Origin of the sequence: Mesorhizobium sp. B4-1-4, assembly GCF_006439395.2 — a bacterium.
In the GTDB taxonomy this organism is placed as follows: Bacteria; Pseudomonadota; Alphaproteobacteria; order Rhizobiales; family Rhizobiaceae; genus Mesorhizobium.
In genome coordinates this window covers 2,350,880-2,364,324 of the sequence record NZ_CP083950.1, presented here as the reverse complement: position 1 = coordinate 2,364,324, position 13,445 = coordinate 2,350,880, and the positions used below count along the sequence as shown (strand labels likewise).

The window sequence follows — 13,445 nt, the reverse complement described above, 5'->3', positions numbered from 1 at the left end:
TCAGGAAAGGGCTACGGAAGCGACGAGCAGCACCGCGATTTCGCTCACCTGTTGCAGGGCGCCGATCGTGTCGCCGGTCTGACCACCGATCTGGTTGAGGCAAAGGGCGTGGAACGCGGCAAACAGCAGGCCAAGCAAGATCAGCGCGGCGATGGCGCCGCCGGGGCCAAGCAGGAGCAGGGGAAGCGCGCCAAGCACGGCGCCGGCTATGGCGGTGTCGAGCGAGACAGGACCAGCGCCGGCCGACAGGCCGTCGGAGCGCGCCGCCGGCAAGACATGCATGAAGGCGCCAAGCACCCCGCGCGAAGCGGCGTGGGCAGCCACAAGGGCAAAGAGCGCCTGTGTGGGGTCGACGAATTCCGAAAGCACGTTCCAGCGGATCAGCAGCGACAGAGCCAGGGCCACCGCACCGTAAGCGCCGATGCGGCTGTCGCGCATGATCTCGAGTTTGCGGCCGCGCGACTTGCCACCGCCGAAACCGTCGGCGACGTCCGAAAGTCCGTCCTCATGCAGGCAGCCTGTGACAACCACGGTTGAAACAAGGCCAAGGACGGCCGCCGGCCCCATGGCAAGGCCAAACCGGTCCGCCGTGGCAAAGACGATGGCGCCGATCAGGCCGACGACGATGCCGGCAACCGGTGCGGCCCAGATCGCGGCGGCGAGACTGCGGCCGCGAAAGTCGAGGATGGGCAGGGGCAGGCGGGTAAAAAACACCAGACAGAGCGCGACATCGTCGAGGATCTGCCGGGGCGAAAGGGTAAGATTTGGAAGCTTCACGCGCCAGCCCTCGCTATCGCATGGAAGAAGGTGCCACAGACATGGCCGCGCCGGTAGCCGGAAGCGCCGATCGGATTGCCCTGGCCATCGGCGAGGTCGGCCAGCGGTTCGTCATTGCCGGTGGCCGTCATCTGCGCATAGTGGAATTCGTGGCCACGGATCAGCGCGCCTTGCGGCCCCAGCGGACAGTCCGCACGCAGCCGCGCCTCGCGATAGCCGAGGTTCATCTTCCGCCTGGCGAAGCTGGTGGCGTGGCCAAGCAGGCCCAGCATGCGATGCGTTTCGCCGGAGGCATCCTCCAGCGCTTCCCCAAGCACCATGAAGCCACCGCACTCGCCATGGACGGGCTTCGCCTCCGCGAAGCGAGTCATCCCGGCACGGAAATTCGCGGCAGCGGCGAGCCGCCCGGCGTGAAGCTCGGGATAGCCGCCGGGCAACCAGCAGACATCGCAATTCTCTTCGGGCGCTTCGTCGGCGAGCGGCGAGAACGGAACGATTTCCGCGCCTGCCTTGCGCCAGTAGGCGGCAACATGCGGATAAAGAAAAGTGAAGGCGGCATCCTCGGCCAGCGCGATGCGTTGGCCAGGTGGCTGCAGCGCGTCGGCGAAATCGCCGACTGCCGGATTGAGCGGCATTGCCAGCGCCATGACGGCATCGAGATCGAGCGACTTCTCCGCCATGTCGGCCAGCCTGTCGAGATGCGCCATCAGGTCATCATATTCGCCGGCCTGGACGAGGCCGAGATGGCGCTCGGGCAGATTGAGCGTGGGATCGCGCAGGATAGCGCCGACCACCGGCAGGCCGGTCGCCTCGATGGCGTCGCCGGAAAGCCGCCGGTGCCTCTCGCTGCCCAGCCGGTTGAGCACGACGCCGGCCATGCGCACATCCGGATCGTAAGTGGCAAAACCCTTGGCGACGGCCGCCGCCGTGGTCGACTGGCCGGAAACGTCGAGCACCAGCAGCACCGGCAGGCCATAGAGCCGGGCGAGATCGGCGGCCGAACCGGTGCGCCCCGGCGCGGCCGGAATGCCGTCGAACAGGCCCATGGCGCTTTCGAGGATAACGAAATCGGCATCGTCGGCTGCCTGTGCGGCCAGCGCGTTGAGCAGCGACGGCGGCATCGCCCAACTGTCGAGGTTGACGCCGGACAGGCCCGTAGCAGCGGCATGGAAGCCGGGATCAATGTAGTCGGGCCCCGATTTGGCACCGCGCACCTTCAGGCCGCGCCGGGTGAGCGCGCGCAGGATGCCGATGGTGACACTGGTCTTGCCCGAGCCGGAGCGCGGCGCGCCGATGATGATGGCCCGCGCCGTCATGCCCCGCCCGCCAGTGCCGCGCGCATGGCGACGATGCCGCCGACGACGATCAATGCCGGCGAGGCGAGGCCGGCAGCGGCGGCTGCCTCGGCAATGGTGGCGAGCGTGGCGACGACGGTCCGCTCCCGCGGCGTGGTCGCGGCGACGATCACAGCCGCCGGCGTCGACGGCGCCAGGCCGCCATCGAGCAGTGCCGCTGCTATCAGCGGCAGATTGGCCATGCCCATATAGACCACGACAGGCTGGCCGGTGCGGGCGATTGCCGCCCAGTCGATGTCGTCGTCTGTGCCGGCGGCGTGACCGGTCGCCAGGATGACTGCCTTGTTGATGCCGCGCATGGTGGCTGGAATGCCCGTGGCGGCCAGCGCGCTGAGGCCCGATGTCAGGCCCGGCAGCACACGGAACGGTATGCCCTCGCGGGCCAGTGCCAAAGCCTCTTCACCGCCGCGACCGAAAATATAGGGGTCGCCGCCCTTCAGCCTGACGACGCGGCGGCCTTCACGTGCCAGCCGCACCAGCAGGGCGGTGATGTCGTCCTGTTTCATCGAGGGCTTGCCGCCGCGCTTGCCCGCAAAGAAACGCTCGGCATTTCCGGCAACAGCCACGACATCAGGTGAAACCAGCGCGTCGTAGACCAGCGCATCCGCTTCGGCCAGCGCCGCCAGCACTTCCAGGGTCAGGCAGCCGGGGTCGCCGGGACCGGCGCCGGCCAGCCAGACATGGCCCGGCTCAAGCGGACGCGGCTTGAAGTTCAGCCGCGCGAGCGCCTGTTCGAGCGTTGCGTTTTCGCCTTTGTTGCTGGTACTGCCGTTCACAATCCGTCCCGTCCGCGAAAACGCCGCTGGTAGTGGGCGTCGTACAATGAACTCTCGCCGAAACCTTCCGCCGCCAGCGAGCGGCCGACGAAGATGATCGCCGTGCGCTCCATCGGATCGGCCGCGAGCCGTGCCTCTATCGTCTCCAGCGTACCGGTCAGCACGCGCTCGTCCGGCCAGGAGGCGCGAAAGACGATCGCGACCGGGCAATCACCACCATAGTGCGGCGTCAATTCGGCGACGACGCGGTCGATGGCGTGGATGGCAAGATGAATGGCCAGCGTGGCGCCGGTGCGGCCGAAGCCGGCCAATGTTTCGCCGGGCGGCATTTTCGAGGCGCGGCCGGAGACACGGGTCAGCACTAGGCTCTGCGCGACTTCGGGAATGGTCAGCTCGCGGCGAAGGGCCGTGGCCGCGGCCGCGAAGGAAGGAACGCCCGGCGTCAGCGTGTAAGGGATGCCGTGCTTTTCCAGCCGGCGGATCTGCTCGGCAACGGCGCTCCATACCGACAGATCGCCCGAGTGCAGCCTCGCGACATCATGGCCGGCTTTGTGGGCATCGAGATAGGCAGTCTCGATCTCATCGAGCGACATCGGCGCGGTGTCGATCAATTTTGTGCCCGGGGCGCAGTGCTGCAGCAATTCGGGTGCCACGATCGAACCGGCGTGGAGGCACACCGGGCAGCTTGCCAGGAGCCTCGCACCACGCAGCGTGATGAGGTCGGCCGCACCGGGACCGGCGCCGATGAAATGGACGGTCATGGCGCGTCTCCGCTGATGGCGATGGCACAGGTGACCGGACCGAGCACGGTGCGGGGACCGAGCAGCGTCGCGCCCTTCCCGGCAACCGCAAGGGCCGATGCTTCGGAAACCGATGGCGTGCCGGCCAGTTTCTGCGACAGGCTTGAGTTGCTGAGCGTCCCCGACGAGGCGGCCTGTAGGGCAGCGTCATCGACGATGATGACCGGGAGGTTCAGCGTGCGACCGGCGGCAGCAACCGCTTCTTCATCCTTCTTGAGCGCGGCGGTGGCCAGCGCCGAAAGAGCCGACATCGCCAGCCCATGCGCTTCGAGCGCTGTTTCTATCGCGGCAAGCACGTCTTCAACGCTGACGCCTTTCCGGCTGCCGATCCCCGCGACCATCATGGCTTCACCCGGCTCCCCATCATGGCTTCACCCAAGCCCACTGCGTGACCGGCATCGCCGGCCGCCAGGCCTGCATTGAGCCGACCGGCGAGGCGCGCGAAATGGCGATGCGGGTGAGATCGCCACCCAATTTGACATGTTGGGCAAGAAGCAGGGCTTCCATCTCCAGCGTTACCGCATTGGCGACCAGGCGGCCACCGATGCGCAGCGCCTTGATGGCGGCGTTCAGCACGCCGGTGTCGCTGCCGCCGCCGCCGATGAAGATCGCGTCGGGTGTGTCCAGCCTGGCCAGCGCCTTGGGCGCGCTGCCCGCCACCACGATGAGGCCGGGAACGCCGCAAGCGGCCGCGTTGCGGGTGATGCGGGCGGCGCGGCCGGGGTCGGCCTCGATGGCGATGGCGCGCATCGCAGGGTGGGCGAGCATCCATTCGATGCCGATCGAGCCGGAACCGGCGCCGATATCCCAGAGCAATTCGCCGCGCCTTGGCGCCAGCGCCGAAAGGGTGACGGCGCGGATTTCGCGCTTGGTGATCTGGCCGTCATGGTCGAACAAGTGATCGGCAAGGCCCGATGTGAGCGGCAGGACGCGGGCCTGCGGATTTGAATCAATCTCGATGGCCAGCACGTTGAGCGGATTGATGTTTTCGAGGTCGAAGGCATCGGCGCGGGCCGAACGCTGGATCTCGTCCGGTCCGCCCAGAGCTTCCAGAACGGTAAGCCGTGATGCGCCGAAGTCGAGTTCGGCAAGCAGGCGGGCGATTGCCGCCGGTGCATCGCCATCGGATGTCAGCGCCAGGATGCGTGCGTTGGGCTGCAGCAGCGGTCGGATCAGGTCGAGCGGCCGGCCATGCAGCGAGACAGTCTCTATATCCTGCAGTGCCCAGCCAAGCCGCGCGGCGGCCAGGGAAACGGCCGACGGCGCCGGGATGACATGCATCTCCCGCGCCTTGACCTTTCGGGCGAGGGTGGCGCCGACTCCGTGAAAGAACGGATTGCCGGAGGCGAGCACGCAGACGCGCCTGCCGGCCAGCGCCAGCACGTCGCGCATCTCGGCATCGAAAGGCACCGGCCACGGGTGCGGCTCGCCCTTGGCGAAGGGGGCGACCAGCGCCAGATGCCGCTTGCCGCCGAAGATGATTTCCGCCTTGGCAATCCGCTGCTTGGCCTCGTCGCCGAGACCGGCTAGACCGTCCTCGCCGATGCCGACGATCGTGAGCCATTGGAGTGTTGGCTTCTTGTTTGACATGCCAGCGCTGCCCCTCATCCGCCTGCCGGCACCTTCTCCCCGTATAGGGACGGGGAGAAGGGACCAGCCGCAACGCTGGCGATCCCCCTCTCCCCGTCTTTACGGGGAGAGGGTATGGGTGAGGGGCAGCGCCGACATGGTCCACTAGGATGACTATGAAGACGATCCTGATCCTTGGCGGCACCACCGAAGCCCGGCAACTGGCGGGAAAGCTGGTCACGCGCGCCTCGGTCACGCTGTCGCTGGCCGGCCGCACGGAAAGTCCGGTTGCTCAAGGCGTTCCGGTGCGAAGCGGCGGATTTGGCGGCGCCGATGGTTTGGCCGCTTATCTCACGGACAGGTCTATCGACCTGCTGATCGACGCCACGCATCCCTATGCGGCGCGAATCTCCACCAACGCCGCGCAAGCCGCGCAGTTGACCGGTGTACCGATCCTTGCCTTGCGCCGCCCTGGGTGGCGGCCTGTCCAAGGCGACCGCTGGATTGAGGTCGATACGGTCGGCGCTGCCGTGCAGGCGCTTGGCGATACGCCACGCCGGGTGTTCCTGGCGATCGGCCGGCAGGAGGCCGGCGCGTTCGAAGCCGCCCCGCAACACCATTACCTCATACGCAGCGTCGATCCGGTCGAGCCAGAGTTGGCGGTGCCGGATGCGACCTACCTGCTGGCGCGAGGGCCGTTCCGCGAATCGGAAGAGTGTGCGCTTTTGGAGGGGCAGAGCATCGACATCGTCGTGTGCAAGAACAGCGGCGGTGCGGCCACTTACGGCAAGATTGCCGCCGCCAGGGCGCTTGGCATCGATGTGGTCATGATCCGCAGGCCCGATCTGCCACAGGTGCCTTCGGCTGAGAGCGTCGATCAACTGGCCGCGATGGTGGATCATTTTGTCGAGCCCGCGGCCGAACGCGGCGTATAGACCAGCGCCGGCTTGTCGCCGCGCTTGATGATGCGGGTTTCTGGCGAGCCGATGATGATGCAGGTCGCCATGTCGGCCTTTTGCGCGTCGACATTGGCCAGCAGGAAAACCTCGATGCGTTCGTCCGGGCGGCCGGCGGCGCGGCCGAAGATCACCGGCGTGGTGCCGGGCAGGATCGCGGTGAGGCACTCGAAGGCGCGGCCAAGCTGCCAGGGGCGCGCCTTGCTGATCGGGTTGTAGAGCGCGATGACGAAGCCGGCGCCGGCCGCCGCCAGAAGACGCAGCTCGATCAGCTCCCATGGCTTCAGATTGTCCGACAGCGAGATGGCGCAGAAATCATGGCCGAGTGGGGCGCCGATGCGGGCGGCGACGGCAAGCATGGCGGTGATTCCGGGAACGACAGCGACATCTATCGCGCGCCATTCGTCCGGACCGGCCTCGATCGCCTCGCAGACTGCGGCAGCCATGGCGAAGACGCCGGGATCGCCACCTGAGACCACGGCGACGTCATGGCCCTCGGCGGCTTTGACCAGCGCATCCTTGGAGCGGGCGAGCTCCTCGCGATTGTCGGAAGCGACGCGGGTCTGGTCGGGGCGCAAATCGAGCCGGTCGAGATAGGGCTTGTAGCCATAGAAGAATTTTGCTTCCGCCACAGCGCGGCTGGCTTCCGGCGTGACCTGATCGGCATTGCCGGGGCCGAGGCCGATGACGGTGAGGCGGCCGCTCATGCCTGCGCTCCGAGGATGCCGGGCCGGCCGGACCAGCCGGCGACCAACACGATGGCGAAGTAGGGCGCCTTGTCATCCGGCTTGTCGGACAGCCGCATCGAGACGCTGCCGGCCATGGTGCCACGCTCGACATAGACGGCGCGTGCCAGCTTGCCGGTCGCCTCCAGCGCCCGCCTGATCTTGGGCAGGTTGCGACCGACCTTCATGATGACGGCGGCATCGGTGTCGGCGAGGCGACGCGTCAGCTCGAATTCGCTCATCGTGCCTGGCAGCACGGTCAGTACGTCGTCGCCCTGGACGATCGGCAGGCCGGTCGCCGACCAGCAGCCTGACATGGCGGTGATGCCGGGGATAACCTCGGTCGGGAAACGATGGGCGAGGCGCACATGCAGATGCATGTAGGAGCCGTAGAACAGCGGGTCGCCCTCGGACAGGACGGCAACCATTTTGCCGGCTTCGAGATGTTCGGCGACTTTCTCGGCCGACTCCTCGTAGAAACCGGCGATCTGCGAGCGGTAGTCGTCGTGATCCTTGTCGATCTCGGTGGTCACGGGATAGAGCAGCGGCAGTTCCAGCATATCCGGACGGAAGCGCGCTTCGACGATGGCGCGGGCGTTGCTGTTGTTCCCGCGCTTGGCGAAATACGCCACCACATCGGCTTCCGCCAAGGCGCGCGCGGCCTTCAGCGTCAGCAGTTCGGGGTCGCCGGGACCGGTGCCGACGCCGACGAGACGTCCTTTAGGAGATGCGTTCACAGGCCCGGCCTCGCCAGCGAATTTAGCGCGGCGGCGGTCATAGCGCTGCCGCCAAGTCTGCCGCGCACGATGGCATAGGGCACGCCGTAGGAATTCTCGGCCAGGGCATCCTTCGATTCGGCGGCACCGACGAAGCCGACCGGCATGCCGATGATGGCCGCCGGTTTGGGTACGCCGTCACGTAGTTTTTCCAGCAGGTAGAAAAGTGCTGTCGGCGCGTTGCCGATGGCGACCACCGCGCCGGCCATGCGCTCGCCCCACAGGTCGATGGCCGCGGCCGAGCGTGTGTTGCCGATCTCCCTGGCGATTTCATGCGTGCGCGGATCGCGCAAGGTGCAGATCACCTCGTTACCGGCCGGCAGCCTGGCGCGGGTGACGCCATGGGACACCATCTCCGCGTCGCAGAAGATCGGTGCGCCGGCGGCAAGTGCCTTGCGCGCGGCGGCAACAAAATCGGGGGAGAAAACAAAATGCCTAGCGGCTTCGACCTGGCCGCAGGCATGGATCATGCGGATGGCGACATCGGCCTCGGCTTCCGAAAAGCGTGACAGATCGGCCTCGGAGCGGATGATGGCGAAGGAGCGCTCGTAGATCGCCGTGCCGTCGTGGATGTAGTCGTAGGCGGCCATGCTCATTCCCGTCGGTAAGCCTCTGCGATGCCGGCCAGCCCCAGCCTTGTAAGGCAAGCTGCGGCGGTTTCGCCTGGATATCGTGCGCTGCGGATCACCGCCGCGACGCGGCCGATGCCGCGCGCGGCGTCATAGCTCGGCCTGTAGCTGGCAGGAAGGGCCTTTGCCGTCGCGTTCACGACAAGTCCGGCTCCGTTTTCGCCGCCGACGATTGTTAGTGCCGCCGGGCCGGGATGCGCGCAGCCCTTGGCACAGCCCGAAATGTGCAGGGTAAAGTCGAGAATATCGGCATTCTCGGCGGCAATCGTTTCGGCAATGTCGCGCGTCGCGATCCGGCCGGAGGCGCAGGCCGGCGTGCCAGGGCAAGCGGCGATGCGGGTACGTGGGTCGGCGGGGGTGGTAACGAAGCCGAGGGAGAAGGCGGCGTCCTGAAGGGGTTGGTTGGTGTGCGCCGGCTGACCGAGGAAGAGCAAGGCACGGCCCGGGGCGAGGCGGATTTCGGTGGTGCCGAGGTTCGATGCTTGGCTGGCGAGGTCGATCAGCTTTTGGGCCGGCATGCTGCCATAGGGGAGGCCGATGCCGACAGTGTGGCCGTTGCTTAGGTCGAAAAGGCCAATCGGCGTGCGAGGGCGCTCTACGGCGCCCCCCTCTGTCCTGCCGGACATCTCCCCCACTGGAGGGAAGATCAGCAGTTCGGCCGACGGCGCTTCTTCCTCCACGTTGGAGCTTGGCTCGACGTTGGCGGTTGGCGAAAGCGGTGGTGACCGCGCAATCTCCCCCCTTGTGGGGGAGATGTCCGGCAGGACAGAGGGGGGCGCGAAGGAATGCCAGCCTGCGAGAGATGCCAATTGCCTCTCCGACAAATCTCTCGCATGAGCTTCTCGACCTTTCTCGGCAACCATCCTGAGTGCACCAACAGCGATGTCGCACGCTGCGTCCTCATCGACCATGCCGACCGGCTTCGCTTGCCTTCCGTCTCCTGCAATCGACAGCTGCCACTGAACTTCGTCACCCATTTGAACAGCAACCACCCTGATATCGGCCGTCACCGCATCCATCGCCAATTGCCCGCCGCCGTCCACGACCACCGAAACCTTCGGGCCAAGCCTTGCCGTCAGCCCGGCGTCCTCGATCGCGCCCCTGATCCGCTCAGCCAGCGGTCGCGGATCGGCGATCTCCTGGGGATCGATGCCCGCCAGCGGCCCGGTTTCGACCGGCACGCCGGTCCGGACCGCGATACCCAGCGCGTCGACTTCCGCCGCCAGCGACCGTGCGCTTTCCGTTGTCAGCCCACGTATCTGCAAGCTGCCACGTGCCGTCACCTCCATGATGCCATTGCCATGCCGCAGGGCGGATTCTGCAACCTCAATCAAGAGCTTCGGCGACAATCCTCCAGAGACCGGGTTGAGCCGCACCAATAGCCCGTCCCCGGTCTGCATCGGCGCGGACAGGGCCGGGCAGGCGCCGCGGCGCGAAAAGGCGTTCATGCCGCCACCCCAAGCGCCTCGGCCTCGGCAATCAGCGCGGCGAGGTCGTCGTCGACCGAATTGCGCAAGGGGTGCCAGAGACCGCGCCGGCGCGCCGACAGGAAGCGTTCGGCGATGACTTTCGCGGCGGCGGGATTTTCGCGCAGGATGAAGGCGCGAACTTCGGGATCGCCAACATAGGCGTCGTGCACGGCCTCGATCAGCGCGCCTGAAATGGCATGGGTGGTCTCGGCGAAGCCGACCAGCCGGTCGACCGTTTCGGCGAATTCCGATGCGCCGCGCGGGCCATGGCGCATCTGACCAGCGATAAAGCGTGAATTGACCGCACGGGCGCGCACCACCCGCGCTACGGCTTCGCCGACAGAGCGTGGCTTTGGCTTTTGCGGATCGCTCGTGTCGAGCACGATGACGTCGGCATTCCGGCCGATAGCCGCAAGCGCGGCCGAAAAGCCGCCGATGAAAGCGACATCGGCCGACCCTTCGAGAATGTCGCGGCCGGGATCGTCGCCGGTGTGGACGAGAAGATCGGCGTCGGCGATGCGCCCCTCGAAAGCGCCGGGCGCTGAGATGCCTTCACCCCCGGCACCGCCATAGGCATGCGAGGTGGCATCGAGATAGGCGCGCCCGATCTCTTCGCGCGCGCCCCAGTCGCCGCTCGACAACAGCTCCTCGACGCCGGCGCCGTAAGTGCCGGGCGAGGTGCCGAAGATGCGGGGGCTGACCTTGCCATCGGCGCGGGTCTTGGCGGCGAGCGGGTTTTCCGAATCGTCCTCGTCACGCGCGGCAACGGCGCCGGCGGCAGCATCGATCAGGGCGATCTGGGTCGGGAACATGTCGCGGAACAGGCCTGATATTCGCCAAGTGACGTCGACGCGGGGGCGGCCAAGCGTGGCCGGCGGCAGCACCTCGATGCCGGTTATGCGGCCGGTGGCGGTGTCCCATTGCGGCCGGCAGCCCATCAGCGCCAGGCCTTGCGCGATCTCCTCGCCGCCGGTGCGCAGCGAGGCCGAACCCCAGAGGTCGATCACCAGCGAGCGCGGCCAATCCCCATGCGACTGTATATAGGCGCGAACGACCTCCTCGGCCGCTGCTTTGCCCAGGTCATAGGCGGTCGGCGTCGGCACGGTGCGCGGGTCAGACGTGAACAGATTGCGGCCGGTGGGCAGCACATCGGAGCGGCCACGCGCGGGTGCGCCGGCAGGGCCGGCCTTGATGTGGCGGCCATCGAGTGCGGCAAGCAGCGCGGCCTTTTCGGCGTTCGCGCTCTGGCGGCGCATCGCGTCGGGCTCTTTTTCGGAGGCGCGGCCATAGATATGGAGCCCGTCCTTGATAGCGAAATCCTTGAGATCGCATAGCCAGGCATCGATACGGCGCAACGCCTCGTCGGGCGCATCGGTCTTGGCGACACCGGCTTCGGAGGCGAGGCCGGTCTTTTGCGCGGTTTCGACGATCAGCCTGGCCAGACGGTCGCGGCGGCGGCGGTCAAGGCCGTCGGCCTGGGCATATTCGTCGACCAGGCGTTCGAGCCGGTGCTGGTCTTCGTCCAGGCCGGCGCCGGTCAGCGGCGGCGGCAGATGGCCAAGGGTGACGGCGGCAATGCGCCGCTTGGCCTGCGCCGCCTCGCCGGGGTTGGAGATGATGAAGGGATAGATGACGGGCAGGGGTCCGGCGATGATTTCGGGGAAGCAGTTTTGCGACAGCGCGACGGTCTTGCCCGGCAGCCATTCCAGCGTGCCGTGGGCACCGACATGGATGAGGGCATGGACGCCGAGCGATTTCCGGAGCCACAGACCGAAGGCGATCAGGGCATGGCGGGGTGGAAGCGTCGGATCGTGGTAGTCGGCGCGGCGGTCGGCGGAGCGGCCGCGATCCGGGGCGAGCGCTACGGTGACGTTGCCGAAGGTCGCGGCGCGAAAGGGGAATTTCGCCGGGGCCGGCGCTTGAACACCCCCCTCTGTCCTGCCGGACATCTCCCCCGCAAGGGGGGAGATCGGCAGTTTCGACGCTCCGCCTACTCCGGCAACATTGGAGATTGGCGAAACCGGCAATGACAGCGCAATCTCCCCCCTTGCGGGGGAGATGTCCGGCAGGACAGAGGGGGGCGTCTCGCGCAAACCTGTCTCGCCTTGGGCCTTACCCCAAGCTGCTTCGACTGCGGCAATTGCAGCAGTCGGTAACTCTGTAGAAAGACCGAGATAGTCCTCCAGCCCCAATCCTTCTTCGCCGCACTCCAGCAAATCCAGCAGTTCCCGCGGCGTTCGCGGAATCCCGTCAACGGCATAGCCCTCTTCGCTGAGGTCATGCAGCATGGCCAGCACGCTGGACGGCACGTCAAGGCCGACGGCATAGCCGGTGCGGCCGGGGGCGCTCGGGTAATCCGGGATCAGGATGGCGAGCTTGCGCCGGGCGCGAGATGTCTCCTGCAGGCGGACAAAAGCTGCTACACGATCGGCAACCTGCGCTACCCGATCCGGCTCCGGCCGGTTGGCGAAAGCGCGGTGGCCGAGTGCCGGATCGACATCGCTTTCGCCCTTGAAGGAAAGGGCGCCGGCGAGGATGCGGCCGTCGAGTTCGGGCAGCACGACATGCATGGCGAGGTCGGCGGGTGCCAGGCCGCGCTGATTGTTTTCCCAGACGTCGCGGCGGGTGGTGGCGACGATGACCTGGAAGACGGGGACGCCGGCGCGGTCGAACAGGGTTTCGACGCCGGGCTCCGCGCCGGATGCGAAAGCGGTCGCGGTGATGATGGCGGCCGGTTTCAGTTGGGTGAGGGCGGTTTCGACGAAAGCGAGGGATGCCGGGTCCTTCAGGCTGGAGACGAAGATCGGCACGGCGGTGATGCCGCGCTGCTGCAAGGCGTCGAAAAGCGCATCGATTGGCGCGACATCGGCGGCGAGCAGCATCGAGCGATAGAACAGGATGGGCACGACCTTTCCGTCCCCCTCGAGGGGAGGGTGGCCCGCAGGGCCGGGTGGGGTCGGTGCGACTGGATATGGCGTTTCTTGAAGTCGGTGCACTTCACCGGCGACCCCGCCCCCAGCCTGCGGCGGGACCCTCCCCTCGAGGAGGAGGGGGCCACGTCCTGGCTCGTAGTAGCCCGCTTTGGGCACAGTTACCGGCGCGGCTGCTGCTTCCTCCTGTCCCGCCAGCCCTGCCAACCTCCACACCAGCGAACTCATATTGGCCGGGCCGCCCTCGCGGAAATAGCCGAGCAGCGCATCAAGTTCCGCGCGCGGCAGCGTCGAGGCTTCGATCAGCCTGAGATCCTCGTCGTGGCTTTCACCGGGCAGCAGCGCCAGTTTTATGCCGCGTTCCCGGGCGGTCGCGGCAAGCTGGTCGCAGCCATAGCGCCACCAGTCGTAGCCGCCGAGGATGCGGACGAGAATAACCCGGGCGTGGCGGGCGACGCTGTCGATCCAGAGATCGACGGACATCGGGTGGCGCAGGTCACGCAGCGCCGCCAGCCGCATCGAGGGCAGGCGGCCGGCATCCGCCTTCCACGCGGCCGCCAGTCCGGCGAGGTCGCTGTCGGTGAAGGACAGGGCCACGATATCCGCCGGCGTCTGCCGCAGATCGACCGGCTCGGCGAGATCGTCGAGCGAGGCGGATGTCGTGGTGAGGATGTGCATCGCGG

The 13,445-nt window shown here is 67.2% G+C and carries 12 protein-coding genes; 1 reads left to right on the top strand and 11 read right to left on the bottom strand.

What is annotated here, in order from left to right:
• From cobS to cbiE, 6 genes are read right to left on the bottom strand one after another with little or no spacing between them, the layout of a single operon-like run.
• The gene (gene cobS / locus FJW03_RS11485) at positions 1-777 is read right to left on the bottom strand and encodes an adenosylcobinamide-GDP ribazoletransferase (protein ID WP_140766010.1); all 777 of its coding nucleotides are present in this window, start codon (positions 775-777) and stop codon (positions 1-3) included.
• Complete coding sequence (locus FJW03_RS11480; protein ID WP_140766011.1) at positions 774-2,093, bottom strand: cobyrinate a,c-diamide synthase; 1,320 nt, start codon at positions 2,091-2,093, stop codon at positions 774-776. The genes cobS and FJW03_RS11480 overlap by 4 nt, the downstream gene beginning before the upstream one ends.
• Positions 2,090-2,908 carry a uroporphyrinogen-III C-methyltransferase gene (gene cobA, locus FJW03_RS11475; protein ID WP_140766012.1) on the bottom strand — a complete coding sequence of 273 codons (819 nt, stop codon included), beginning with the start codon at positions 2,906-2,908 and terminating at the stop codon, positions 2,090-2,092. Before cobA ends, FJW03_RS11480 begins: the two co-directional genes overlap by 4 nt.
• A complete protein-coding gene (gene cobM / locus FJW03_RS11470; protein ID WP_140766013.1) occupies positions 2,905-3,669 on the bottom strand; it encodes a precorrin-4 C(11)-methyltransferase in 765 nt (254 codons plus the stop codon). The genes cobA and cobM overlap by 4 nt, the downstream gene beginning before the upstream one ends.
• Entirely contained in the window at positions 3,666-4,052 is a 387-nt protein-coding gene (locus FJW03_RS11465; protein WP_140766014.1) for a cobalamin biosynthesis protein, read from the bottom strand. The genes cobM and FJW03_RS11465 overlap by 4 nt, the downstream gene beginning before the upstream one ends.
• Before the next feature lie 19 nt (positions 4,053-4,071).
• Positions 4,072-5,298 carry a precorrin-6y C5,15-methyltransferase (decarboxylating) subunit CbiE gene (cbiE, locus tag FJW03_RS11460; protein ID WP_140766015.1) on the bottom strand — a complete coding sequence of 409 codons (1,227 nt, stop codon included), beginning with the start codon at positions 5,296-5,298 and terminating at the stop codon, positions 4,072-4,074.
• A gap of 149 nt (positions 5,299-5,447) precedes the next feature.
• Between cbiE and FJW03_RS11455 the strand changes: the two genes are divergently transcribed.
• A complete protein-coding gene (locus FJW03_RS11455; protein WP_140766016.1) occupies positions 5,448-6,212 on the top strand; it encodes a cobalt-precorrin-6A reductase in 765 nt (254 codons plus the stop codon).
• Here FJW03_RS11455 and FJW03_RS11450 read toward each other — a convergent pair.
• From FJW03_RS11450 to cobN, 5 genes are read right to left on the bottom strand one after another with little or no spacing between them, the layout of a single operon-like run.
• Positions 6,176-6,940 carry a precorrin-3B C(17)-methyltransferase gene (locus tag FJW03_RS11450; protein ID WP_140766017.1) on the bottom strand — a complete coding sequence of 255 codons (765 nt, stop codon included), beginning with the start codon at positions 6,938-6,940 and terminating at the stop codon, positions 6,176-6,178. The two genes, FJW03_RS11455 and FJW03_RS11450, sit on opposite strands and share 37 nt — an antisense overlap.
• Positions 6,937-7,695, bottom strand: a complete 759-nt coding sequence (locus tag FJW03_RS11445; RefSeq protein ID WP_140766018.1) for a precorrin-2 C(20)-methyltransferase — start codon at positions 7,693-7,695, stop codon at positions 6,937-6,939. The genes FJW03_RS11450 and FJW03_RS11445 overlap by 4 nt, the downstream gene beginning before the upstream one ends.
• Positions 7,692-8,324 carry a precorrin-8X methylmutase gene (locus tag FJW03_RS11440; RefSeq protein ID WP_140766019.1) on the bottom strand — a complete coding sequence of 211 codons (633 nt, stop codon included), beginning with the start codon at positions 8,322-8,324 and terminating at the stop codon, positions 7,692-7,694. The genes FJW03_RS11445 and FJW03_RS11440 overlap by 4 nt, the downstream gene beginning before the upstream one ends.
• A gap of 2 nt (positions 8,325-8,326) precedes the next feature.
• Positions 8,327-9,811 carry a precorrin-3B synthase gene (gene cobG, locus FJW03_RS11435; RefSeq protein WP_140766020.1) on the bottom strand — a complete coding sequence of 495 codons (1,485 nt, stop codon included), beginning with the start codon at positions 9,809-9,811 and terminating at the stop codon, positions 8,327-8,329.
• A complete protein-coding gene (gene cobN / locus FJW03_RS11430; protein WP_140766021.1) occupies positions 9,808-13,440 on the bottom strand; it encodes a cobaltochelatase subunit CobN in 3,633 nt (1,210 codons plus the stop codon). Before cobN ends, cobG begins: the two co-directional genes overlap by 4 nt.
• Positions 13,441-13,445: the final 5 nt, after the last annotated feature.